Origin of the sequence: Nocardia mikamii NBRC 108933, from assembly GCF_001613505.1 — a bacterium.
Classification (GTDB): domain Bacteria; phylum Actinomycetota; class Actinomycetes; order Mycobacteriales; family Mycobacteriaceae; genus Nocardia; species Nocardia mikamii.
Genome location: NZ_BDCM01000009.1, coordinates 233,401 through 257,621, shown reverse-complemented (window position 1 = coordinate 257,621; position 24,221 = coordinate 233,401). Strand labels below are relative to the sequence as shown.

The window sequence follows — 24,221 nt, the reverse complement described above, 5'->3', positions numbered from 1 at the left end:
TCAACGATGATCGCAGTCGATGTGGGCGGCACGTTCACCGATGTGGTGGCATTGCGCGACGGGCATATTCACACCGCCAAAGTGTCGACGGACTATGCCGATGTGACCAAGCCGGTGCTGCAGGGCGCGGCGCTGCTCGGTGTCGAGAATTCCGCGGTGTTCAATCACGCCAGTACGCACGGTCTGAACGCCGTGATCACCAGACAGCTGCCGAAGATCGGATTCCTGGCGACCGAGGGCCATCGCGACATTCTGGATATGGGCCGGGTATGGCGTCCGGCGGAGGCCATTCTCGACCCACGGTGGCGGCGCAGTTTCGGCGATGCCGCCCGGCCGCTGATCCCGCGGTATCTGCGCCGGGGAATTCGCGAACGGATCACCGCCGACGGCGGCGTGCTGTTCGGCCTCGACGAGAATCAGGCCCGCGCCGAACTCGAGGTGCTGCGCAAATGCGGTGTCGCGGGAGTGGCGATCTGCCTGATCAACGCCTACGTCAATCCGGCGCACGAGCTGCGGCTGCGTGAACTGGTGCGCGAGGTGCTCGGTGACGTCCCGTGCTCGGTGTCGAGCGAAGTATCCCCGCTGGCCAAGGAATACGCTCGCGCCTCGACCACCGTGGTCGACGCCTTGATGAAACTCATCTACGCCGACTACACCGCGAAACTCGAAAAGGGTTTGGCGGAACTGGGTTTCACCGGTCAATTGAATTTCGCCGACTGCGCCGCGACCCTGGTGCCCTCGCAACGGGCGATGGAACATCCGTTCCGCATCGTCTTCTCCGGCCCGGCCGCCGGCACCGTCGCCAGCGCTCATTTCGGGGCGCTGATCGGTGAATCGCAGTTGCTGTGTGCCGATGTGGGTGGCACCTCCTGCGATATCAGCGTGGTGACCGGCGGTGAGCCGTATGTGAATACGACGTTCGAACTCGAACACGATCTGGTGGTCAACGCACTCGCCAACGATGTCACCGCGATCGGCGCGGGCGGCGGCAGCCTGGTGAGCATCGGGCAGACCGGTGCCATCCAGGTGGGCCCGGGCAGCGCCGGTTCGACGCCGGGTCCGGCCTGCTACGGCCGCGGCGGCACCGAGCCGACCACCACCGACACCTGCCTGCTGATCGGCATCATCGACAGTGAAACCTTCGCCGGTGGCCAGGTGAGCCTCGATCCGGAGCTGTCGCGGCAGGCGTTCGAGCGGCTGGACTCGGAATTCACACTGGCCCAACGAGTTCGGTACGCCTACGAGATGGCGGTGCACAATATCGCCGAGGGCGTGTTCAACGTCGCGATCAAGAACGGGGTGGACCCGCGCGATTACAGCCTGGTCGCCTACGGCGCCGCCGGTCCGATGCTGCTGCCCGCGGCGATGGACGCCGTGCACTGCAAACAGGTGATCGTGCCGCCGAATCCGGGCCTGTTCTCGGCGCTGGGCCTGCTGTCGGCGGATCAGGTGTTCACCGTGAACCGCAGCGCGTACACGGTCCTCACTCCCGAGGTGGCGCCACGCATCGACGCCCTGTTCACCGAGATGGAAGCGCAGCTGCGTGAGCGGCTCGAACACGACGCGCAGGTGAGTTTCGAGCGCAGCTTCGACGGCCATCTGGTCGGTCAGAGCTGGGACACCCCGTTCGTGCCGGTGCCGGGCGGCATCATCGACGACACCGCCGTCGCGACCATGATCGCCTCGTTCCACGACACCTACCAGGAGCGTTCCCGCAACCGGTTCGACATGGTGCCGGTGGAGGGGGTGACCTTCCGGGTCCGCGCGGTCCTGGATACCCCCAAGGTGAACTACCCGCCGGTCCCCGAACGTGGCCCCGACGAACCGTTGATTCCGGCGCGGGTCGTCACGCTGCGTTATCTCGGTGATCTCGATACCGACGACCTCGAATCCGGGCAGCAGGCCGCGGTCTACGACCGCGACGCGCTGCGTGCCGGCGATCAGCTGGACGGTCCGATCATCGTCAACGAGGGATTGTCCACCACCCACGTCGGCGCCGGTCAGCGCATGACCGTCGGCCGCTACGGCGAACTCGTCATCCGAAGGAAGTGAAGGCCGTGAGCGCCACCAACCCCATCGACCACGCACGCATCCGCGAGTTGTCCGACGAGCAGTTCCACGACGCCTACGGGTGCGACCGGTTCACCGCGTCGGTGATCGTCAACCGGCTGAAATACGCGGTGGGACATATGTCTACCGCCTTCCTGCGGGAGGCGTTCTCGCCGATCATCCGCGACTGGTACGACTTCGCCTGCACCATCAGCGGGCCGCCGGAGCAGGACTACCGGATGGCGGTGGTCAGCAACAGCCTCACCCCGTTCCTCGGCACCATGCCCGACGCCGGCCGCAACGCTGTCGAGGAGTTCGGGCCGGAGAACCTCTCACCCGGTGATGTGCTGATCTGCAACGACCCCTATCGCGGCGGCACGCACGTCAACGACGTACTGTTCACCCGCCCGGTCTTCGTCGACGGCGAGATCGTGTCGTTCGTGAATATGCGTGCGCACCAACTGGATATGGGTGGCACGGTTCCGGGCGGGTTCTCCGCGACGAAGATGAACGTCTTCGAGAACGGGCTCGTCATTCCACCGATGCTGTTGTGGTCGAAGGATCAGCCGGTGCGCTCGGCGTTCAGCCTGATCTTCGACAACACCCGCTGGGGCGCGATGCTGATGCCGGACTTCAAGAGCATGCACCAGCAGTTGCAGCTGGGGGAGCGGCTGATCCGGGAGAACATCGAACGATACGGCCTGGCAGCCTATCTCGGCACCTTGAGCTATGCCTGCGACACGTCCGCCGAGAAGATGCGGGAGGCGATCGCACGGATTCCCGACGGCGACTACACCGGCCGGGCGAGTGTCGACGCGGACGGGCTCGACGACACCGTGGATTACACCGTACACGTCACGCTGCGCAAGCGGGGCGAGCTGATCGAGGCCGATCTGTCCGGCACCTCGGCGCAGGCCCGAACCTGCATCAATTGCGGTGTGCTGGATGCGAAGACGGCGCTGGGCGTGGCGTTGACGATGCTGCTGGATCCCGAGATCCCGTTCACCTCCGGTACATGGCGCAACATCGATCTCGTCGCGCCGCCCGGCACCTTCCTGACGGCGATGCCGCCCGAGGGTGCGCCGATGATGTTCTGGGAGTCCTCGGGTGCGTTGATCGCGGCAATATTCGACGCGCTCAACCCGATTCTGGGCGCCGAGGGTGTCGGCGGCGACTACGGCTCCACCAATACCCACAATGCCAACGGACTGCGCCCGGACGGCACCCCGTGGACCAGTGCCACCCAGTGCGGCGGCGAGCACGGCCCGTGGGGTGCGACGAAGGAGGCCGACGGCGACAGCTACACGGTGCTGTTCAACCTCAACAACCTCGATCCCGCCACCGAGACGATCGAGCACGATTCGCCGGTGGTGATGCTGCGCAAGGAGCATGCGATCGACACCGGCGGCGCGGGTGCGCACCGTGGCGGCGCGGCGAACCTCAAAGACACGCTGTGGCTCACCGACGCCGATCACTACCTGTCCCCGTTCCGCACCAAGGAACCCAGCGGCGTCGGCGCCAACGGCGGACAGGCCGGGCCGACCGGTGCGATCTGGATCTTTCCGCCCCGAGACGGTGGCGCACCCGCCGATCTGATCGGCATCGGCCCCGACGTCTATGCGGACAGCAATCCTGTTGCGGGCGTGCTGAATCCGCAGATCAAGGCCCTCGATCCCGACAACGGCTCCTACCACTACTTCGCCAGCCAGAAGACGTGGAGGACGAAGGCGGGGTCAGTCCTGCGTTGCCTCACCAACGGAGGCGGCGGCTGGGGGTCGCCGTTCGACCGCGACCCGCAGAAGGTGCTGCGCGATGTGCGCGACGAATACGTCAGCGTCGCCGGTGCGGCGCGCGATTACGGCGTCGTCGTACTCGGCGATCCGCACAACGACCCCGAGGGACTTCGGATCGACGAACAGGCCACCGCCGCGCTGCGCGCCGCCCGCTGAGCCGCACGCCGAGTGCTCGCCCAGCGGCCCGAAACAAACCGCACCTGACGAAACAAGGAGTAATTGATGGCTGCCGCAGCCGTACCCACGCCGAACGACCGGAATCTGTTCTTCGCGTGGAGCACCTACACCACCGACTACGAGACCTACGCCAAGTGGTACGACGAGGAACACATCCCGCAGGTGATGGACGCACCGGGAATGCTCGGTGCGCAACGATTCCTGATCGCCGACACCAAACCCATCCCGGGTTCGAAGGCGCTGGACTTCGGCCACCTCGCGCTCTACGAAATGGAAGGCAGCGCACAGGGTTTCCGCGAGGAGGTCAAGCGCAAGCTGATCTCAGGGGAGATGGTGCTACCCGACTACATGGTGCAGCCGTTCAAGGCGCTGTTCGCGAAATCGGTGAGCAAGCCGCAGCTTTCCGAGCAGTTCGGCAGCACCGAATCGCTCGACGACCGGCATCTGTTCTTCGCGTGGAGCCGCCACACCGGCGACGACGACACCTTTGCCACGTGGTACGACGAGGTGCACATTCCGCAGATCATGGCCGCTCCCGGCGTGATCCGGGCCGAACGGTTCGAGGTTTCGGAGGTGAAACCGCTGCCCGGTGTCGATGCGGTGGATCTGGGGCATCTGGCGATCTACGAGACGATCGGTGATCTCGAGGGCTTCCGGGCCGAGGTGAAACGTCAGCTGATGTCGGGGGAGATGGAGATTCCCGACTTCATGATCAGCCCGTTCGCCACCATGTTCTGCAAGCCGGCCAGCCCGTTCTTCGTCGCGAACGGTTCGTGAGGCGCGTCGTGAGTGCTGTCGATGTCGCGGGAGTGACCGTCGCGCATCCGGATTCGGTGTTCGTGGGCGGGGAGTGGATCGCCGCCGACGGACCGGTGCACGACGTGGTCTCACCCGCCACCGAAGAGTCCGTCGCGCAGGTTGTGCTGCCCTCGTCCGAACAGGCCCGCGCGGCGTTGCGGGCCGCTGACGCGGGACGGGCCTGGGGCCGGGTGCCGGTCGAGACCCGGGTCGAGATCTGCGCCCGATTCTGCGCTGCTCTGGAGGCGCGGTTCGCCGAGCTCGGCACGGTCTGGGCCGCGGAGGCCGGGATGCCGATCCGCTACAGCGCCACCCTGCACAAGTTCGGAGCGGCCGGTGCGTGGTCGGCTGCCCTGGAATGCGCGGTCGACGCACTGCGTGACGACACCCGCAAATCGATGCTCGGCGAGGTGCTGGTCCGCCGCGAACCGGCCGGGGTGGTGCTGGCGATCATGGCCTACAACGGTCCGCTGGTCACGATGGGCACCAAGGTGATTCCGGCTCTGCTGGCCGGTTGTCCGGTGATCGTGAAGGCCGCGGTGGAGTCGCAGCTGATCATGCGGCTCGTCGCCGATTGTGCTGTGGGAGCGGGCTTTCCGCCGGGTGCGTTGAGCATCCTGTGCGGTGATGTGACGATCGGGCGGCTGCTGACCGCCGACCCGCGGGTGGACATGGTGTCGCTCACGGGCGGACGGGGCGCGGCCCAGCAGATCATCGAGGCGACCCGGTCGCGATTCGCACGCACGCATCTGGAACTCGGCGGGAAATCCCCGGCGCTGATCCTCGACGACGCCCCACTCGACCGCGTCCTGAAGACGCTGGTGCCTGGTGCGACCAGCGGGACCGGCCAGGTGTGCGCGGCCCTGTCGCGGGTGCTGATTTCCGAGCGCCGCCACGACGAGCTGATCGACGCGATGCGTGCGGCGTGGCAGGGGCTGCGGATCGGTGATCCGCTCAACGCGGAGACCCGGATCGGACCGTTGGTGAACGAAGCGGCACGGCGTCGCACCGAGGGGTTCGTGGACCGGGCGATCGGCGCCGGTGGGCGCGTCGTCACCGGCGGCCGGCGGCCACGGCACACCGACACCGGCTGGTACTACGAGCCGACCGTCGTCACAGGGCTGCCACCGGAGGCCGATCTGGTGCACAACGAGGTGTTCGGGCCGGTGACGGTCGTGCAGACCTATCGCGATCTCGACGAGGGCGTGTGGCTGGCGAACGACACCAGCTTCGGCCTGGCCGCGTCGGTCTACACCGCCGACCGGGCCGCGGCCCTGGACGTGGCTTCCCGCATCAGGTCGGGGTCGGTGGCGGTCAACACCTTCGGTCCCGCGGTCAGCGCACCGTTCGGCGGTGTGAAGGGCTCGGGGTGGGGGCGCGAATCGGGCCCGGAGGGGATCGCGGAATTCACCGAACTCAAGCAGATCGTGATCGGCCCGGGCGTCTGAGGTGGAGAACGAGGAAATGACGCCGATACGGCGGGCCCGCAGCGTCGCGGGTCGATGGAAGGACGGTACGTCGTGAACTTCACCCGAGTTCTCGACTCGGTAGTCGATCAGATTCCCGCGACCGGGCGGGACCGCACGGCGGTCGTGTTCGACGGCCGGGAGCGGATCACCTACGAGCAACTGCTCGACAGCTCCCGCCGCTATGCGAGCGCCCTGCGCGAACTCGGCCTCGGCAAAGGCGATCGACTCGGGCTGATGCTCTACAACGACGCCGAATATCTGCCGCTGTGCTTCGCGGCGATGCGGCTGGGCGTGATCGCCGTGCGGCTCAACTTCCGGCTCGCACCTGCCGAACTGGGTTTCATCCTGAACGATTCGGGGTGTAAGGCGGTCGTGATCCACAGCAGCCTGCTCGCCAAGGTGGATCCGGTGCGTGCGGAGCTGTCGGTCGAAACATTCGTCGTCCGAGCCGATTCCGCGGACGAGACGCCGGACTGGGCGCATCCGTTCGACGTGCTCGGCGGCCACGCTCCACTGGCCGACGCGCCGGAGGTCGCCGCCGGCGACCCGATGTCGCTGCTCTACACCTCCGGCACGACGGGTCTGCCCAAAGGCGCGGTGTGGACGCACGCCAACACGGTGGCCGCCGCGACCGGGCAGGCACTGCGGTGGCGTTTCTCGCCGCAGACCGTCGCTCTGGTGCCGGGCCCGCTGTACCACGCGGGCGCCGTCGAGGCGGTCACCGCGCCCGCGCTGCTCATGCACGGCCGGGTGGTGACGTTGGCCTCGGGCAACTTCACCGTCGATCACCTGCTCGAGGTGATCGAGCGGGAACAGGTGACCGACTGCCTGCTGTTCGCGTTCATGCTCAACGAGATGCTGCACCTCGACGACCTCGAGCGGCGGCTCCCGGAGTCACTGCGGCACTTCATCATCGGCGGCGACACCATGATGCCGTGGATGGTCGCGGAGGTCCGGCGCCGGCTGCCCGGTATCCGCCTGACCCAGGTCTACGGACTCACCGAGGGGGGAGCCATCGCCACCACCCTCGACGACGAGGACTTCGATTCCCAGCCCGACAGCATCGGGCGTCCGCTGCCGCTGGCCGAGGTGAAGGTGTGGAACGGGGACGGTGACATCGCGGCCGGTGAAGCCGCGGTCGGCGAGGTCGGCGAGATCGTCGTCCGCAGCGGTGCGGTCTGTACCGGCTACTGGAACCGCCCCGACGCCAATCGCGATACCTTCATCGACGGATGGTGTCGCACAGGCGATCTGGGCTACGTCAACGCCGACGGGTTCCTGATCCTCGCGGGGCGGGCCAAGGACATGATCCGCAGTGGCGGTGAGAATGTGTACCCTGCCGAGATCGAGAGCGTCCTGACCGCGCATCCACAGATCCAGGACGCGGCGGTGATCGCTGTTCTGGACCCGAAGTACACCGAGGTCGGCTGCGCGGTGCTGGTCGCCGAAGCGGGTGTACACCTGGACGAGGCGGCGCTGCGCGCGTACTGCCGAGAGCGACTGGCGTCCTACAAGATTCCGAAGTATTTCATCGAACAGGACGAACTCCCGCGCAACGCCTCGGGAAAGATCCTGAAATACACGCTGCGCGCGCGATACGAAAACGTCGGCGCGACAGCCGATTCCCAGCAGGAGAACACAACCCCGCAGACCGGGCGCGGCGTCGCCGAGACCGGTGCGGTGGGAGGTGCCGGCGGCGATGTCGTCCGGGCCGATGACGACAGTGAGGCAGTCCGATGAGCGGCGTACGCAGCAAACCCGAATTCGCACTGGTGACCGGTGCGGCCGGCGGGGTCGGCACGGCGACGGTGCGCCGGCTGGTCGCCGACGGCGCGAAGGTCGCGGTGACCGATATCGACGCCGACCGGCTCGCGGTCCTCGCCGAACAGACCGGCGCGCTGGCCCTGCCTGCCGACGGTACCGACCCCGACGCGATTCACGAGGTCGTGGCGCGGGCCGCCGCCGATCTGGGCGGCATCGATACCGTCATCGCCACGCAAGGCGCCGCGATCTCCGGTACCGCGAATCCGAAACACGCCGCGGCATACCGGAAAGCGCTCGACGTCAACGCGCACGGCTCGTACTACCTGGCCGGGGAGGTGATGCCGCACCTGATCGAACGCCGCGGGTCGCTGGTGTTGTTCGCCTCCACGGCGGGCCTCATCGCCGGCCCACCCGGAACCGTCGGCTACACGGCGGCGAAGGCGGCGCTCATCGGCATAACCCGCTGGCTGGCAAGGGAATACGGCCCGAAGGGCGTGCGGGTCAACGCGGTCTGCCCCGGCTGGATCCGGACCCCGCTCGGCGAGGGGGCGATGGCGTATCTGGCTCAGCGCGAAGGCATCACCCTCGACGAGGCCTATGCGCTGACCACGAAACACGTACCGTTGCGCCGTCCCGCCGAGCCGGAGGAGATCGCCGCGGTGTGTGCGTTCCTGGCCTCGGGGGACGCCTCCATCGTCACCGGGCACGTGCTGGTTGCCGACGGGGGAGGGGCCGCGGTGGACGCCTCCACCATCGTCTTCGACGAAAACTGAATCACATCAGCGCTATTCGCTGTCAACGCACCACAGCTCGACGGACGAGACCGCCGAGCTGCGGTTGCGTTTGCTCAGCTTCCGGCCTCGAGCGGAGCGGCGGGAGCGCGAGCGTTCGTACGCCGCTCGCTTCAGCGCCGCACCCGGCCGAGCGTCTCCGACGGCGTCAGCGCGAAACGCTCGCGGTACTGCTGGGAGAAGCGGCCCAGATGGTAGAAACCCCACTTCGCGGCAACCTCGGTGATCGAGACCGCGGCACCGGAGGCCAGCTCGAGATGCACCCGGTCGAGGCGCACGCCACGTAGATAGGCGGTCGGCGACATACCCACCACATCCTGGAATCCGGCCTGCAGAGCGCGCGGGCTGATGCCGGCGCGCGCCGCCAGATCGGCGGTGGTGATCTCCGCCTCCGGATGGTTGTCGATGAAGTCCATGAGTTCGCGGATCTTCGACCGCCGGGTGTGCGCCGGTTTGCTGTGCAGCAGCGGACTCAGCTGACTGGGCACCGCCATCAGCAGTTGGGTCATCAGCGCGGATTCCAGCTCCTGGCAGGCGCTGGGCACGGTGGCGAGCCCACCCGGCCGGTTGAGTTCGGCATAGAGGAAGCCGGTGGTGGCTATCAGGGCCGAGCCGAGTCCGCTACCCAGATCGAAATCGACATCGAAACGGATCCCGTCGTCGACCGGTACGCCGGTGAGCTTGGACGCGTGGGCCTCGAGCAGTTCCTTGGGAATCTTGACGTGGTACTGCCACGAACCGGCGCTCCACGCGACCATCACCGGATAGCGCGGGACGAACACCGCTCCGGCCTGCCCGCCCGCGATGGTGCGGCGAACGCCGTTCTGGGCGACGACGCTCTCGCCGGTGACGGGAAGATTGACGTGATAGCACAGCTGCATCGGCGGACCATGGATGATCGCCTCGGTGCCGTAGCTCATGCGTGCCACGGTCAGCCGTGGCGCGGGGGCGAGATCGAGCTGGAAATCGAGTTCACGCGCATTCGCCAGCTGTACCTCGTGCCGGGCGAACGTCTTGGTGACCTGCTCGATGGCGGCGTCGACATCGCCGGTGTGGAAACTCAGCCGGGGGTCGGTGTGCAGTTTCTCGGGCACCGTGTCCTCCTCGCGACTCAGCCTACCCGCGCCTCTCGGCGGCTGTGGAGCCGGTAAAATATATTATATCTAAAAATCGGTGTTGTGATCCGAATCATGTGATTCGGCGCCGGAGTCCGCGCGTGCGGCCGACGGCGCGGTGGTCCGCGAAATGACGGCCGCCAGCGTGAGCAGAACGCCGACCAGCACGAGGATCACCGTCCACGCCGGCAGCCAGTACGCGAGCGCCGCCCCGACCGCCAGCGCGCCCGCCCCGGCCAGGCGGGTCCGCCATCCGCTGCCCATCTCCCACCGGAAGAAGATGGCCTGGGCCAGGAGATAGAGCATCGGCCCGGCCAGTACGAGCACACCGGCCGTGCCCGCCGATTCGCTGACCGGCTGTGCCAGCAGCAGTTCACTGCCCGCGGCGAACACCACCAGCCCGGCGACCACGCCGTAGATGGTGTTGATGCCGACGTGCACCGCGCGGATCGGGTTCTCGATTTCGGCGGCATGGCTGACCACGAGTTCTTCGGAGCGGCCAAAATACACCGCCCACAGGCAGACGAGCGCGGTGGCGCAGCCCAGTGCCAGCACGAGCACCACGGGTTCGCCACGATGATCGGAGATCACCCGGCCCAGCGTCAGAACCGTCTCGCCCAGCAGAATGATGAGGAACAGCCGCATCCGTTCCAGCATGTGTTCGGCGTCGAAGGGCAGATGTGCGGTACGCACGGCTCGGCCCCGCACCGGATGCGCCGTCCAGGTGCCGACCAGGTCGATCGCGGCACCCGCCGCCCAGCAGTAGAGCCGGATATCGGGTCCGAGCGCGGCGCCGGCGATCCAGAACGGCGCCGAGACCGCGAACCAGATCAGCACATGGCGGAAATGGGTACGCAGCGGGGGTGTCGGTGCCGCCATCGCGGCACAGGCGGCCGGTCCGCCCAGTGCCACCAGCATGGGCACGACGAAAAGCCACGGCCCGTCGTCGAAGGCGTGGGCGATCCCGGCATTCATGAACAACGCCAGGCCCATCACGGCAAGGGTGATCGTCCGGGTGGCGCGCCGCTCGATATCGAGCAGCGTCACCTCGAAACTGGTGAAGGCCCACACCCCGCACACCGCGACCAGCACCACCAGCGTCTCCGCGGCACTGCGCCAACTCAAATGTGCGGTCAGATGGTGGGTGAGCTGGCCGATCGCCAGCACGAACACGAGGTCGAAGAACAGTTCCAGCGGCGAGACCTCGCGCCGGGTGGGTGTCGCCCGCGTCATCAGTCCTCCTCGGCCGCCGAAGTTCCGTCCGTCGCCGAGCCGGCCGACAGCGGTCGAGGCCACCATCGGCTCCAGAGCAGCGGGCTGATCACGATACTTCGTTTCGTCGGCGCGGCGAACGAGTCTGCCGATACCACCCGCCCGCGGTGCCGTCGTGCGGTAGCTGCTGATCTGCGACTCCTCGGCATTCAGGAAAGCCTCCGCACGCATAGGCGTGCGGAGGCTTCGACGTGAGTTCGGAGGACGCGAGGCCGACAAGTCCGGCTGGATTACCCGGCCCGCAGCAGCGCGGCGAATTCCGCGGCCGGCTGGTCGGGATCGCCCGCGGTGATCGCCCGCAGCAATTCCGCACTGCCGTCGGCGCCCAGGTCCGCGACCGTGAGATCGCGGAACTTGACGTCGAGATCCTGTTGGGACATGGGGTTTTCGGCGGTGCCCAGGGGGCTGTCGACGAAGATCTTCTCGCTGGTGCCGTCGGTATAGGTGACGGTGATGTCGCCGACCCACTTGCCGGGGTAGGCGGTGTCGAGTTCGGGTTTCACCTCGATCTTCACTCGTCGGGCGAGGGTGGCTACCTCGCTGCCCGCGCTCAGGTCCAGGTGTCCGGCCAGGTATTCGTGATGGGCACGGAAGCCGTTGCCCAGGCCCAGGACCGACAGTGCGAACTGGAACGGCAGACTGTACTGGAGATGTTCGATCGTCCGGGGCGCGTAGGCGTTGGCGTTCTTGTTGCCGATGATGATGTCGCCGCCGGTTTGGATGCCGAGCTGGATGCTCTCGATATCGGCGGAGCGGCCGGAGATTCGGCGGGCGCCGTCGATGTAGGCGTGGTTGATGCCGCAGCAGCAGTAGGGCTTGATCCACACCTTGGTGATCTCGTAGGCGCCGTCGGGGGAGAAGGCCGCCGCCGCGCCGTCGGCGACATCGCGGCCGACGAAGGTGCGGTAGAAGCCTTTGCCGCCGCTCAAAAACGTTGTGGGCCCGGTGATTCCGGCGGCCGCCATTTCGGCCGCTCGGATCCCGTTGCGGGTGCCGATTCCCGAGTGCAGGCGCTTCACCGAGCCGCCGGTCGAGGTGTATTCGGTGGTACCCGAACAGTGGCTGAACGCGATCGACAACGCGTGCAGTGTGCGTTCGGTGTCGAAGCCACGCATCTTCGCCACCACCGCCGCGGCGCCGAAATTCGACAGGACGCAGTGGGGGTGGAAGCCGCGTTCGAGCAGTTGCGGTGCGGCCAGCACGCCGAGGCGGGTGTAGACCTCGTATCCGGCGACGATGCCGGTGATCACCTCGCGCATCGTGGCGCCCAGTTCCTCGCCGACCGCGAGTGCCGCGGACACCACACAGCTGCCGGGGTGGCTGGAGCTGGCGCGGTGCGCGTCGTCGTATTCGAATCCGTGCCCGTAGGTGGCGTTGACGAAGGCCGCGTCGGCGGCGCTCATCGCGTCGCCGGACGCGGTGACGTGTGCGCCGCCCGGCGCGTGCGATGCGCGGGTCAGCTCCAGGACCGCCTTGCTCCACGGCAGGGACGCGCTGCCCACCTGCAGGGCCAGTTGATCCTGCATCAACTGTCGCGCACCGGCGAGGGCGTCGGCGGGGATGGTGTCGAATTCGAGGTCGGTGACCAGGCGGGCCACGGCCTGCTCCAGTGCGGGAATGTTCTGCATCGGTGTACCTTTCGGGTCAGGCCAGGGTGTCCAGCAGCGGCTGCGGCAGGCCGTAGGACTTGATCTCGACGTAGGCGTCGAAGCCCTCCGGTCCGGCCTCGCGGCCGATCCCGCTGTTCTTGAATCCGCCGATCGGGGCGTGGAAGCCGACCCCGTTGCCGTTGACTTCGACTGTGCCGGTGCGGATTCGACGCGCGACCGCCAGCGCGCGTTCGGGGTCGGCGGCGAAGACCGAACCGTTGAGCCCGTATTCGGAGTTGTTGGCGATAGCGATCGCCTCGGTCTCGGTGTCGTAGGTGTGCACCGTCAGCACCGGGCCGAAGACCTCTTCCTGCGCGATCTTCGCCGCCGGATCGACATCGGCGAAGACGGTCGGCTCGACATACCACCCGCGGTCCAGACCGGTGGGGCGGCCGCCGCCGATGACGAGATTCGCGCCGGATGCCTTGGCGCCGTTGATATATCCCTCGACGCGGGCGCGATGGGTCGCGCTGACCATCGGGCCGATTTCGGTGGCCGGATCGAAGGGATCACCGACGGGCATGGATTCGATCATCGCGACCATCCGGTCGATCAGTTCGTCGCGGCGCGAGCGCGGCACCACGATGCGGGTCTTGTTGCTGCAGACCTGGCCGCTGTTGCGCAGTGACAATGCGCGGATGGCGGGGAGGACGACGTCGAAGTCGGCATCGTCGAGCAGCACGGCTGCGGACTTTCCGCCCAGTTCCAGGGTCACCCGTCGCAGATCGTGACCGCACAGCGAGGCGATACGCCGGCCCGCTCCGGTGGATCCGGTGAACGAGACCTTGTCCACCCCGGGGTGGCACACCAGATGTTCGCTCACCGCGCGGCCGGCGGGGACGATATTGAACACCCCACTGGGCAGGCCCGCCTCCTGCAGCATCTCTGCCAGCAGATAGGCCGACAGCGGAGTTTCCGGTGCCGGTTTGTGCACGACGGTGCATCCGGCCAGGAGTGCCGGAGCGATCTTGATCATGGTGGTGAGCAGCGGTGCGTTCCACGGCACGATCGCCGCGACGACTCCGACCGCTTCCCGGGTGACCAGGGCGTTTCCGGTCGCAGAGCGCCGGGTGTCGGTCCACGGATAGGACGCGGCCAGGTCCAGGAACGCGTCCAGGAGCAGTCGCGGGCCGATCGCCTGCATGGTGTTCGACAGCGAAATGGGACAACCCATCTCGGCGCTGACCAATTGAGCGATCTCCTCGGCCCGGTCGGCGAACTGCGCGCTGAGTTTGCTCAGCACCGCCATGCGCTCGGCGAGATCGCTCCGCCCCCAGGGGCCGGAGTCGAAGGCGCGGCGCGCGGCACCGACCGCGGCGTCGATATCGGCCTCCACGCCCTCGGGGACCCGCGCGATGATCTCCTCGGTGGCGGGGGAGATCACGTCGATGATCCGCTCCGACGCGGGCGCGACCCAGCCGCCGTCGATGAACAACTTGTCGTACGGCGCCTGCCGGACGGCTGCCTGTCGGCTCATTACTGACTCCTTGTACTGCGCGCGAGCGCCGCAGAAGCGGCGTGGTGCGGACCTGGATCGCGCGAGGTGATGTGGGGCACGGCAGATGGCCCATGTGATCCGGATAATACAAAGTATATGATGCTGACTCGGCTACTCGAGGTCGGGCATCGGATCGTCGCGGTGAACCCGACCGTCGCCGCTCAACTGGGGGAGACGTCGCGAGTTCAGGGGAGCCTCTACCGAGTCTCGAAACAATATATTATATTAAAGCGAACATAGTCTGGAGGCATGACATGCAGCACAAGCCGCTCGACGGGATCCGGATCCTGGAGGTCGGGGGTTACATTTCCCTGCCGTTCGCCACATCCATCCTGTGCGCGCTGGGAGCGGAGGTGGTGAAGGTTGAAAAGCCCGTGGTCGGCGAGGACTTCCGGCGCTTACAGAACGATGGCAGCCCCTACTTCCGGCAGTACAACACCGGTAAGCGCAGCGTGTCCGTCGATTTGAAGAAGCCCGAGGGAGTCGCCCTGGTCAAGGCGCTGGTGCCGCGTTTCGACGTGATCCTCGAGAATCTGCGCCCCGGCAAGCTGGCGGCGATGGGACTCGGTCCGGAGGACTGCCGGGCGTTGCGACCCGATATCGTCTACGGCTCGGTCACCGGCTTCGGCGGTGGTGGCCCCTTGGCCAACCGTCCGGCCTACGACACGATCGGACATGCCTTCGGTGGCCTGTACTCCCTGTTCGGCGATGCCGGGCATCCGCAGCTGGCCGGCGGGCTGAGCGCCGACCTGGTCACCGGCCTGAGCACGGCTACCGGCGTGCTGGCCGCCTTGGTGGGCCGGTTGAAGACGGGCGCGCCGCAGCATGTGGAGACCTCGATCATGGAGGCGGTCAGCTGCCTGACCGTCGACGGCATCACCCAATCCTTCGAACTGGGTGCCGATCCGAGCCGGCAGAGCCGCCATCCGCAGGCGCAGAACTTCTGTGTCGAGACCGCCTCCGGCGAGTTCCTGGCGATTCACCTGTCCTCGTCGCAGAAGTTCTGGCGCGCGCTGTGCACCGCCATGGATCGGCTGGATCTTGCCGAGGATCCGCGCTTCGCCGAGTACCGGCCGCGCGAGGCCAACTACTTCGAGCTGGCGCCGATCGTCGCCGCGGAATTCGCGCGCAAACCCGTCGAGCATTGGGAGCGGGTCCTGACCGCCGCCGATGTGCCCTTCGCGCCCGTGCTCTCGATGACAGGTTATCTCGAACACGAGCAGGTGAAGTGGCTGGAACTGGTGGAGAAACAGTCCGACGGGCTGGCGCTGATGCGCCCACCGTGGAAGTTCGACGGCGAGCGGCCGGATCGGCCGGGCACCGCACCCCGGGTCGGTGCGCACAGCCGCGATGTCGCCGCGGAAGTGTATTCGCCCGAGCGGATCGCGGAACTGGTCGAGGCCAAGGTGCTCTACGCCGAGGACTGATACCGAAAATTCCTGTCTTTCAACAACAGTGAGTGTGTGTATGTCGAGCGATCGTGCGGACGGAGACCTCGTGAGAATGGACGGCTCCGCGGAGTTGGAGAAGCTGCTGGATTCGCGGTGGAGCTGCCGCGCCTATGAGGCGCGCCAGGTGCCCCGAGGCGATATCGAGCGCCTTTTCGCCCTCGCCCAGAGCTCGGCGTCGTGGTGCAATACCCAGCCCTGGCAGGCCATCGTCACCTCCGGGGCGGCCACCGACCGATTCCGCGAAGCGCTCAGTAGCCACGCACGCGACCACAACGCACTCCACTTCGATTTCGCCGCGCCCACGGAATATCGCGGCGTGTATCGCGAGCGCCGGCGCGCCAGCGGCTGGCAATTGTACGAGGCGGTGGGGGTGCGGCGCGGCGATCGCGAGGCTTCGGCGCGACAGGCATTCGAGAACTTCCGCTTCTTCGGCGCCCCGCACGTCGCGATCCTCACCACCGATGCCGAACAGGGTGTCTACGGCGCGGTCGATACCGGCCTGTATGTCGGGACGCTGTTGCTCGCCGCGCACAGTATGGGAATCGCCTCTCTCGCGCAGGCGGCGCTGGCGCAGTATTCGCCGTTCATCCGCGACTACTTCGCCATTCCCGACGACCGCAAGATCGTCGTCGGCATCTCCTTCGGCTATCCCGACCTCGACCACCCCGCCAACAGTTATCGCACCGCCCGCGCCCCGCTGGAGGAGGTCGTGACCTGGCGGGACTAGTCCGCGAGGCGATTTCGGGGAAAGTGACCCGGAACGATGTTCCAATATAATATATAATGTTGTAAGCTGGGTTCGACCGCGGGAAACCGGGGAAGCACCCACATCGAACCGAAAGGACTCGCCATGCCCGGCCTCTACTTCGAGGAGTTCGAACCCGGAACCGTCATCGAGCACCCGACGCGGCGCACGGTGACCGAGACCGACAACGTCCTGTTCAGCACGCTGACCCTCAACGTCGCACCGTTGCATCTGGACGCCGAGTACTCCAAGAACTCCATCCACGGCCAGCGTCTGGTCAACAGCCTGTTCATCCTCGGGCTCGTCTCGGGTATCACCGTTCCCGACACCACTCTGGGCACCACCCTGGGCAACCTCGGCTTCCAGGAGGTGAAGTTCCCGGCGCCGGTCTTCCACGGCGACACCATCCGGGTACGGACCGAGATCGTGAGCAAGCGGGAATCCAAGAGCCGCAACGATTCCGGCATCGTCAACTTCCGGCACCAGGGCATCAACCAGCGCGACGAGGTCGTCTGCGACTGCCTGCGCGCCGGCCTGATGCTCAAGCGCTCCGCCGTGCCGGAGCCCGCGACCGCGTCCTGAATCCGAAGACCAGTCGCGCTCAGAAAGGATGTGCCCGATGCGAGGACCAGGTCCCGCCGATTCGACCCGACCGTCGGTATGGATGCCCACCGACGACGTGCGTGCCCGCAGTCGCCTGTTGACGGCGATGACGACGTGGGGGTACGGCAGCCTCGCGGCGCTGCACCGGGCGTCGATCGATGATCCGGAATGGTTCTGGCGGGCCGCGATCGACGATCTCGGCATCGAATTCGCCGAACCGTTCGAGCGGGTCCTCGACGACAGCGCCGGCACCCCCTTTCCGCGCTGGTTCCCGGGCGGACGACTCAACCTCGCCACCCTGTGCGCGCACCGGCACGCCGCCGGACCGTTCGCGGACAAGACCGCGGTGGTCTACGAGGGTGACAACGGAACCCGCCGGACACTGACCTATGCCGAACTCGACGCGCAGGTGCGGCGGTTCGCGGCACACCTTGCCGCGCTGGGTGTTTCGCAGGGCGACCGAGTGGTGCTGTTCGCACCCGTCGTGCCCGAAACCATCGTGGCGTTCCTGTCCTGCGCGATGATCGGCGCGATCTCGGTCCCGGCCTTCACCGGCTACGGCCCGGAAGCTCTCGCCGCACGGCTCCAGGACTCCGAAGCGGTCCTGCTGATCACCGCCGACGCAACGACGCGCCGCGGAAAAGTGGTGCCGCTCAAGGAAACTGCCGACGAAGCCCTGCAGTCGGCCCCGTCCGTCCGTCACAGCGTGGTGGTCCGTCATCTCGACAACGAGGTCGAGATGCGCGACGGCCGGGACATCTACTGGGACGAACTGCCGGACAACCCGCAACCGGTGCAGACGGTGCAGGTCGAATCCAATGACCCGCTGACCATCGTCTACACCTCCGGAACCACCGGCCGCCCCAAGGGCATCGTGCACTCGCACGCCGGGTTCGCGGTGAAAACCGCTGTCGACTTCGGCTACAGCTTCGACGTGCACGACGACGACGTGATCGCCTGGATCTCGGATATGGGCTGGCTCGTCGGGCCGATGCTGGTCGCGGGCGGGCTGCAGCTCGGCGCCACCGTCGTCTTCACCGAAGGCGTGCCCGATCATCCCGCGCCCACCAGGATGTGGGAGATCATCGACCGCAACGGCGTCACCGTACAGGGTGTGGCGCCCACCGCGATGCGGCTGGTCATGGCCCGAACCGACGGCGCCCCAGCCGGTCTGGACACGTTGCGAACCTTCGTATCGACGGGTGAGGCGTGGGACGAACCGACCTGGCGCTGGCTGTTCGAGACCGTCGGCGGCTCCACGCGGCCGATCGTCAACTTCAGTGGCGGCACCGAGGTGGGTGGCGGACTCCTGGTCGCCTACCCGTTCCTGCCGATCGACCCCGCCTCCTTCAACGCGCCGCTGATCGGTGCGGATATGGCCGTCCTGGACGGTGACGGAAAGCCGGTGGTCGGCGAGGTCGGCGAACTCGCGGTGCTCAACACCTTCCCCGGCATGACGCACGCGTTCTGGCAGGACCGCGAACGGTATCTCGAAACCTATTGGAGCCGTTGGGAAGACGTCTGGGTGCACGGCGACCTGGCTGCCGTCGACGAGGACGGAATCTGGCATATCCACGGCCGCTCCGACGACACCATCAAGGTCTCCGGCCGTCGCGTCGGTCCCGCCGAGATCGAGGCGGCGCTGCTGAAGGATCGCCGCATCGTCGAGGCCGCCGTCATCGGTGAGCCCGATCCGCAGCGGGGCCAGCGGGTCGTCGCCTTCGTGGTGACCGGCGCCGATACCGATCACGAAGACCTGAAGACCACCGCCGTCCACAACATCGGCCGCTCGTTCGCTCCGAGTTTGCATGTGGTGCAAGCACTTCCGAAAACCAAGAACGGCAAGATCATGCGACGCGCCATCCGCTCGCGCTATCTCGGCCTCGCGCAAGGGGATCTGTCGTCCCTGGATCCCGCCACGCCTATCGACGGCATCCCGACCCGATCAGGAGACCAACAGTGACACTCACCGACGCAGACGATCTGGAACTGGTTCGCCAGAACACCCGCGAACTGGCGCGCAAATTCGGCTACGACTACTGGCGTGAGAAGGACAAGAAGGGCGAATACCCCTGGGAATTCGTCAAGGCCTTCGCCGCCGCCGGGTGGCTCGGCGTCATGATTCCCGAGGAGTACGGCGGCCTGGGGCTGGGCCTGACCGAGGCCGGCATCATGCTGCAGGAGGTCGCCGCCTCCGGAGCGGGAATGAGCGGTGGTTCGGCCATTCATTTCTACGTCTTCCCGCCGGCGCCGATCCTGCGCTACGGCTCGGAGGAGATGAAGCGCGAATGGCTGCCGAAGCTGGCCTCCGGTGAAATCCTGATGGCCTTCGCCGTCACCGAACCCACTGCGGGCGTGGACACTTCGCGGATCCGTACCAAGGCCACCAAGACCGAGGGCGGCTGGGTGATCAACGGGCAGAAGGTGTTCATCACCAATGCCCAGAACGCGCACAAGATTCTCATCGTGGCGCGCACCTCGCCCCGTGACGAGGCCAAGCCGCTCGACGGCATCACCCTGTTCTTCACCGATCTGGATCGCAGCAAGATCACCGTGCGCGAGATCGAGAAGCTGGGCCGCTCGGCGATCGACTCCAACGAGCTGTTCATCGACAACCTCGAGGTCCGCGACGACGAGGTGATCGGCGAAGTCGGTCAGGGTTTCAAATATCTGATCGACGGTCTGAATCCGGAGCGCATCGTGGTCGGCCTGGAAGGTGTGGGCCTGGGCCGCGCCGGTCTGGAGCTCGCGACCCAGTACGCCAAGGACCGCGTGGTGTTCGACCGGCCCATCGGCAAGAACCAGGCCGTCGCGCACCCGCTGGCCGATTCCTGGATCAGGCTCGAAGCCGCCGAACGCGTCTGCATGCACGCCGCCGAACTGTTCGAGGCGCACAAACCGTGCGGTAAGGAAGCCGCGGCCGCGAAATACCTGGGCGCCGAAGCGGGTTTCGAGGCGTGCGACCGCGCGCTGTCGACCTTCGGTGGGTACGCCTACTCGAAGGAATACCACGTCGAACGGCTGTGGCGTGAGGTTCGCCTGCTGCGCAACGCGCCCTTCTCGCAGGAGATGGTGCGTAACTACATCTCGCAGCAGGTACTAGGACTCCCGAGGTCCTACTGATCACCCCTGCAGGGATCTCGGGCACGACGCCGGCCGCCGTCAGTCACAGGTCGCGGCCGGCGTCGTCTTCCAACGAAACAGGAGTGTGTGGTGATGAGCGGACCGCTGGCCGGAGTTCGGGTGCTGGTCCTGGCCGGGATGGGCCCGGTGCCCTTCGTCGGAATGTTGCTGGCGGATATGGGCGCCCAGGTGGTACGGGTGGTGCGCCCGTCGCATCGGTCCGCGCGGGCGCTGAGCCAGACGGACGGGCTGCGCGAGGAATTCGACGTCGTCAATCGCGGTGGTGAGGCGATCGCGGTGGACCTCAAGGATCCTGACGGTGTCGAGAACGTGTTGCGACTGGTCGCGGGAGCGGATGTCTTCATCGAGGGATATCGGCCCGGGGTGGCCGAAAGGCTCGGGCTGGGCCCGGACGTCGTGTGCGCGCGCAACCCGGAGATCGTCTACACCCGGCTGACCGGATACGGCCAGAACGGCCCGCTCGCCACCGAAGCCGGACACGACATCAACTACGTCGCGCAAACCGGCGCACTGCACGCGATGGCGCGAGTGGGCGAGGCGCCGCGGCCGCCGATCAACCTGCTCGGCGACTACGCCGGCGGGGCGGCGATCGGCGCCTTCGGCATCGTCTGCGCGCTGCTCGAGGCGTGGAAGTCCGGGCGCGGGCAAGTCGTCGACGCCGCCATGATCGACGGGGTGGCGCTGCTGACCGCGAAACTGCAGGGTCTGCGCGCGGCCGGGCTCTATTCCGATGAACCCGGCACCAATTACCTGGACTCCGGCGCGCCGTTCTACGACACCTACGAGTGCGCCGACGGCAACTACATCGCGGTCGGCGCGCTCGAGCCCGACTTCTATGCCGAATTCCTGTCCCGGCTGGGCGTCGACACCACACAGTGGCCCGCTCAGGACGATCGGGAACACTGGCCGCGGCTGCGTGAGCTGATCGCCGCCACCGTCGCGACCCGGACTCGTGCGGAATGGGCCGGAATCTACGAGGGCACCGACGCGTGTGTCACCCCCGTGCTGCGCTTCGACGAGGCCGCCGATGATCCGCACAATGCCGAGCGCGAGCTGTTCCATCGCGTGCACGGCGTCCTGCAACCGGCTCCGGCCCCGCGGCTGAGCCGCACCCCGGCTCGCGCCCCCTCGGTGCCGCGAACCGAGCAGCTCGAGGTGGCCGAGCTGATCGCCGCGTGGACCGGGACCCCACCGGACGGCGAATACGCTGCCGCACAAGCAGTATCGGAGGAGAAGCGGTGACCGCCCCACTGTCCGGAATTACCGTTGTCGGTTTGGAGCAGGCCATCTCGGCGCCCCTGTGCACTCGGCACCTCGCCGATCTCGGCGCCCGGGTGATCAAGGTCGAGCAGCCCGGCTTCGGCGATTCGACGCGCCACTACGACCGGGTCGTCAAAGGGATGGCCGCCCACTTCGTGTGGCTCAACCACGGTAAGGAATCCGCGGCGCTCGACCTGACCGCGGCCGAGGATCTCGAGGTGTTCGCCGGTCTCCTCGCACAGGCCGATGTGCTGGTATCCAATCTCGGTCCGGGCGCGCTGGGCCGTCTCGGATTCGAGCCCGAGCAATTGCTCGAACGCTACCCGCGGCTGATCGTCGTCGACATCTCCGGCTACGGCCGGGGCGGGCCGCTGGACCACAAACGCGCCTACGACCTGCTGATCCAGGCCGAAGGCGGTTCGTGCTCGATTACCGGAACACCCGGTGCTCCCGCCAAACCCGGGATCCCGGTCGCCGATGTGGGGACCGCGCTCTACGCCTACTCCGCCGTACTCGCGGCGCTCTACCACCGTGAACACACGGGCCGTGGCGCGTTGATCCCGATCGCCATGCTCGATGTGGTCGCGGAGATGATGGGTTTCGCGCTGAATCAGGTGATTCATGCCGGGACCGAACCCGAACCGGTCGGGATGGGCTCGCCGATGATCGCCCCGTACGGCGCCTACCCGACCGCCGACGGGCAGACCGCCGTGCTCGGAACCACCAGCGATCGCGAATGGCGCCGTCTCACAACGGATCTGCTCGGTCGTCCCGATCTCGCGGAGGAGTCGCGGTACCGGCACAACCACGATCGGGTCGCCCATCGCGACGAATTGGACGAGATCGTCGGGGCGTGGTGCGCACAGCGGAATCTGGCCGATATTCAGCGGCTGGCCGATGCGGCCGGGATCGGAAATGCCCGGCTCAACGGTGTGCGGGAGCTGGCCGAACATCCACAGCTGGCCGAGCGTGATCGCTGGCGTGAGGTCGATTCACCCGCGGGCCCGTTGCCCGCGCTGTTGCCGCCGGCGCTGGCGCGGGACTGGCCGGCGCGGTCGGGGAGTGTGCCGGAACTGGGGGCCGATACCGAGGCCATCCGCAAGGAATTCGGCGCTGCGCACTGACCTACCGGACCTGTCACTCCGGAAAGTATGAGGCATAATGCATGAAAGTGCCGACCGGAAAGGACCGGGTTCATGGAACCGACGTCGCGGAGCTTACCGCGCAGCTCGAATTCCCAGCGTCAGCAGCTGTCGGAGGACGTCGCCAGCTATGTTCGTGAACTGATCATCTCGGGACGGGTTCGGCCGGGGGATTTTCTGCGGACCGAACCGATCGCGGAAGCGGTCGGCGTGAGCAACACTCCCGTGCGCGAGGGATTGCTGCTGCTCAGCGGAGAGGGATTCGTCGAACTCGTCCCGCGGCGGGGCTTCATGGTCTCGGCATTCAGCCGCCAGGATGTGCGCGACATCTTCTGGGCGCAGGCGGCGCTGGCCGCCGAATTGGCCGGGCGCGCAGCGAAATTGATCACCCCGAGCCAGCTCGATCATCTCGCCGATGTCAACGCTCGCCACGCCGAGGCGGTAGCGAGCGGTGACAACCCGGATCTGGTGGTGAAACTCGGACACGAATTCCATCGCACGATCAACCTGGCCGCCGACTCCCGCCGCCTGGCGATGTTGCTGCGCTCGATCGTGCGCCAGCTGCCCAACCGCTTCTACAACGACATCGAAGGCCACAGCGCCGACACGATGAAGCAGCATCCGGCGATCCTGGAAGCGCTGCAGAAACGCCGCGGTAAGGCCGTCAGCACCTTGATGCGCGATCACATCATGGAAGGCGCTGACGAGTTGGTGTCCATGTTGGAGGCACAGGGCCTGTGGGCCGAGGAAGAGAAGTCCACCGCCTAGCGCGACCGGTCTGTCTGCCGAGGCGACGAGAAATCCGGTCGGGGGAGCTCGAGGTCGGCCCGACGCCGCCGGCTGATTGACTCGACGGATGAGCCTTTCGACGCATCTCGAAGAAATCGGGCTGCCCCTGCTCCGGCAACAGCTCGCGCACCCCACCGTGGCCGGTATCGCCCGGGGTGATCTTCCGGAACAGGTCTTCCGGGCCTGGCTCGAGCAGGACTATCTCTTCCTGCTCGATTACGTCCGGGTTTTCGCGCGACTCGCCTGGCAGGCGCCGGCGTCCCAGCTGGGCGATCTCGTGGATCTGGCACACGCGACCTATCACGACGAGTTGTCGTTGCATCGCTCGCTGGCGGCCGAATTCGGAGCCGATCTCGACGGTGCGACGAAAGGCGAGACGTGCGCGGAGTATTCGGCCTTCCTGCTGGATTCGGCGGCGTCCTACGCCGACGGTCTGGCGGCGCTGTACCCGTGCATGTGGGGCTATTCAACGCTCGGTGCGATCCTGGCACGGACCATGCCGGACGAGCCGCGCTATCGGCGATGGATCCAGACCTACGCCGATCCGGAATTCGCGGCATCGACTCGCCGCTGTGCTCGGATGCTCGACGAGGTCGTCGTCGACCCCGCCCGCGCGGAACGCCTGTTCCGGCAGGGTCTTCGGTTCGAGCTCGAGTTCTGGGATGTCCCGGCGGCGGCGTGATGCGGTGATCGTCATGGGCGCGGACTGCGT

General features: G+C 66.9%; 19 protein-coding genes. 15 read left to right on the top strand and 4 right to left on the bottom strand.

Annotation, left to right across the window (positions count from 1 at the left end):
- Positions 1-6 precede the first annotated feature (6 nt).
- The 6 genes from NMI01S_RS12705 to NMI01S_RS12680 all read left to right on the top strand — a co-directional run bounded on the left by NMI01S_RS12705 (position 7) and on the right by NMI01S_RS12680 (position 8,823).
- On the top strand, positions 7-2,052 hold the full coding sequence (locus tag NMI01S_RS12705; protein ID WP_062996814.1) for a hydantoinase/oxoprolinase family protein: 2,046 nt from the start codon (positions 7-9) through the stop codon (positions 2,050-2,052).
- A gap of 5 nt (positions 2,053-2,057) precedes the next feature.
- The gene (locus tag NMI01S_RS12700; protein WP_245716833.1) at positions 2,058-3,998 is read left to right on the top strand and encodes a hydantoinase B/oxoprolinase family protein; all 1,941 of its coding nucleotides are present in this window, start codon (positions 2,058-2,060) and stop codon (positions 3,996-3,998) included.
- A gap of 66 nt (positions 3,999-4,064) precedes the next feature.
- The gene (locus NMI01S_RS12695; RefSeq protein ID WP_062996812.1) at positions 4,065-4,796 is read left to right on the top strand and encodes a hypothetical protein; all 732 of its coding nucleotides are present in this window, start codon (positions 4,065-4,067) and stop codon (positions 4,794-4,796) included.
- 8 nt (positions 4,797-4,804) lie between these two features.
- Positions 4,805-6,265, top strand: a complete 1,461-nt coding sequence (locus NMI01S_RS12690; RefSeq protein WP_167669897.1) for an aldehyde dehydrogenase family protein — start codon at positions 4,805-4,807, stop codon at positions 6,263-6,265.
- Positions 6,266-6,337: 72 nt separating this feature from the next.
- Positions 6,338-8,026, top strand: a complete 1,689-nt coding sequence (locus tag NMI01S_RS12685; protein WP_167669896.1) for a class I adenylate-forming enzyme family protein — start codon at positions 6,338-6,340, stop codon at positions 8,024-8,026.
- Positions 8,023-8,823 carry an SDR family NAD(P)-dependent oxidoreductase gene (locus NMI01S_RS12680; RefSeq protein WP_062996806.1) on the top strand — a complete coding sequence of 267 codons (801 nt, stop codon included), beginning with the start codon at positions 8,023-8,025 and terminating at the stop codon, positions 8,821-8,823. The genes NMI01S_RS12685 and NMI01S_RS12680 overlap by 4 nt, the downstream gene beginning before the upstream one ends.
- A 131-nt stretch (positions 8,824-8,954) precedes the next feature.
- Here the strand turns inward: NMI01S_RS12680 and NMI01S_RS12675 are convergent, their stop codons facing one another.
- The 4 genes from NMI01S_RS12675 to NMI01S_RS12660 all read right to left on the bottom strand — a co-directional run bounded on the left by NMI01S_RS12675 (position 8,955) and on the right by NMI01S_RS12660 (position 14,354).
- Positions 8,955-9,935 carry an AraC family transcriptional regulator gene (locus tag NMI01S_RS12675; RefSeq protein WP_062996804.1) on the bottom strand — a complete coding sequence of 327 codons (981 nt, stop codon included), beginning with the start codon at positions 9,933-9,935 and terminating at the stop codon, positions 8,955-8,957.
- Between the two features lie 69 nt (positions 9,936-10,004).
- Positions 10,005-11,399, bottom strand: a complete 1,395-nt coding sequence (locus NMI01S_RS12670; RefSeq protein WP_245716832.1) for a low temperature requirement protein A — start codon at positions 11,397-11,399, stop codon at positions 10,005-10,007.
- A gap of 59 nt (positions 11,400-11,458) precedes the next feature.
- Positions 11,459-12,856, bottom strand: coding sequence for an MmgE/PrpD family protein (locus tag NMI01S_RS12665; RefSeq protein ID WP_062996802.1), 1,398 nt, complete (start codon positions 12,854-12,856; stop codon positions 11,459-11,461).
- 16 nt (positions 12,857-12,872) lie between these two features.
- Positions 12,873-14,354, bottom strand: a complete 1,482-nt coding sequence (locus tag NMI01S_RS12660) for an aldehyde dehydrogenase (RefSeq protein ID WP_062996801.1) — start codon at positions 14,352-14,354, stop codon at positions 12,873-12,875.
- Positions 14,355-14,629: 275 nt separating this feature from the next.
- On the opposite strand from NMI01S_RS12660, the gene NMI01S_RS12655 reads away from it, so the two are divergent.
- The 9 genes from NMI01S_RS12655 to NMI01S_RS12615 all read left to right on the top strand — a co-directional run bounded on the left by NMI01S_RS12655 (position 14,630) and on the right by NMI01S_RS12615 (position 24,191).
- Complete coding sequence (locus tag NMI01S_RS12655; protein ID WP_062996799.1) at positions 14,630-15,802, top strand: CaiB/BaiF CoA transferase family protein; 1,173 nt, start codon at positions 14,630-14,632, stop codon at positions 15,800-15,802.
- A gap of 76 nt (positions 15,803-15,878) precedes the next feature.
- The gene (locus tag NMI01S_RS12650) at positions 15,879-16,553 is read left to right on the top strand and encodes a nitroreductase (protein ID WP_062997041.1); all 675 of its coding nucleotides are present in this window, start codon (positions 15,879-15,881) and stop codon (positions 16,551-16,553) included.
- 123 nt (positions 16,554-16,676) lie between these two features.
- Entirely contained in the window at positions 16,677-17,153 is a 477-nt protein-coding gene (locus NMI01S_RS12645) for a MaoC family dehydratase (protein ID WP_062996797.1), read from the top strand.
- Between the two features lie 82 nt (positions 17,154-17,235).
- Positions 17,236-19,137: an AMP-binding protein gene (locus NMI01S_RS12640; RefSeq protein ID WP_245716831.1), complete on the top strand. Its 1,902-nt coding sequence runs from the start codon at positions 17,236-17,238 to the stop codon at positions 19,135-19,137.
- The gene (locus NMI01S_RS12635) at positions 19,134-20,297 is read left to right on the top strand and encodes an acyl-CoA dehydrogenase family protein (protein WP_062996793.1); all 1,164 of its coding nucleotides are present in this window, start codon (positions 19,134-19,136) and stop codon (positions 20,295-20,297) included. Before NMI01S_RS12640 ends, NMI01S_RS12635 begins: the two co-directional genes overlap by 4 nt.
- Positions 20,298-20,390: 93 nt before the next feature.
- Positions 20,391-21,560, top strand: coding sequence for a CaiB/BaiF CoA transferase family protein (locus NMI01S_RS12630; protein ID WP_062996791.1), 1,170 nt, complete (start codon positions 20,391-20,393; stop codon positions 21,558-21,560).
- Positions 21,557-22,702: a CaiB/BaiF CoA transferase family protein gene (locus tag NMI01S_RS12625; RefSeq protein ID WP_062996789.1), complete on the top strand. Its 1,146-nt coding sequence runs from the start codon at positions 21,557-21,559 to the stop codon at positions 22,700-22,702. The genes NMI01S_RS12630 and NMI01S_RS12625 overlap by 4 nt, the downstream gene beginning before the upstream one ends.
- Positions 22,703-22,774: 72 nt before the next feature.
- Positions 22,775-23,488, top strand: a complete 714-nt coding sequence (locus tag NMI01S_RS12620) for a GntR family transcriptional regulator (protein WP_062996787.1) — start codon at positions 22,775-22,777, stop codon at positions 23,486-23,488.
- 88 nt (positions 23,489-23,576) lie between these two features.
- Positions 23,577-24,191: a TenA family protein gene (locus NMI01S_RS12615; RefSeq protein WP_062996785.1), complete on the top strand. Its 615-nt coding sequence runs from the start codon at positions 23,577-23,579 to the stop codon at positions 24,189-24,191.
- Positions 24,192-24,221 lie beyond the last annotated feature (30 nt).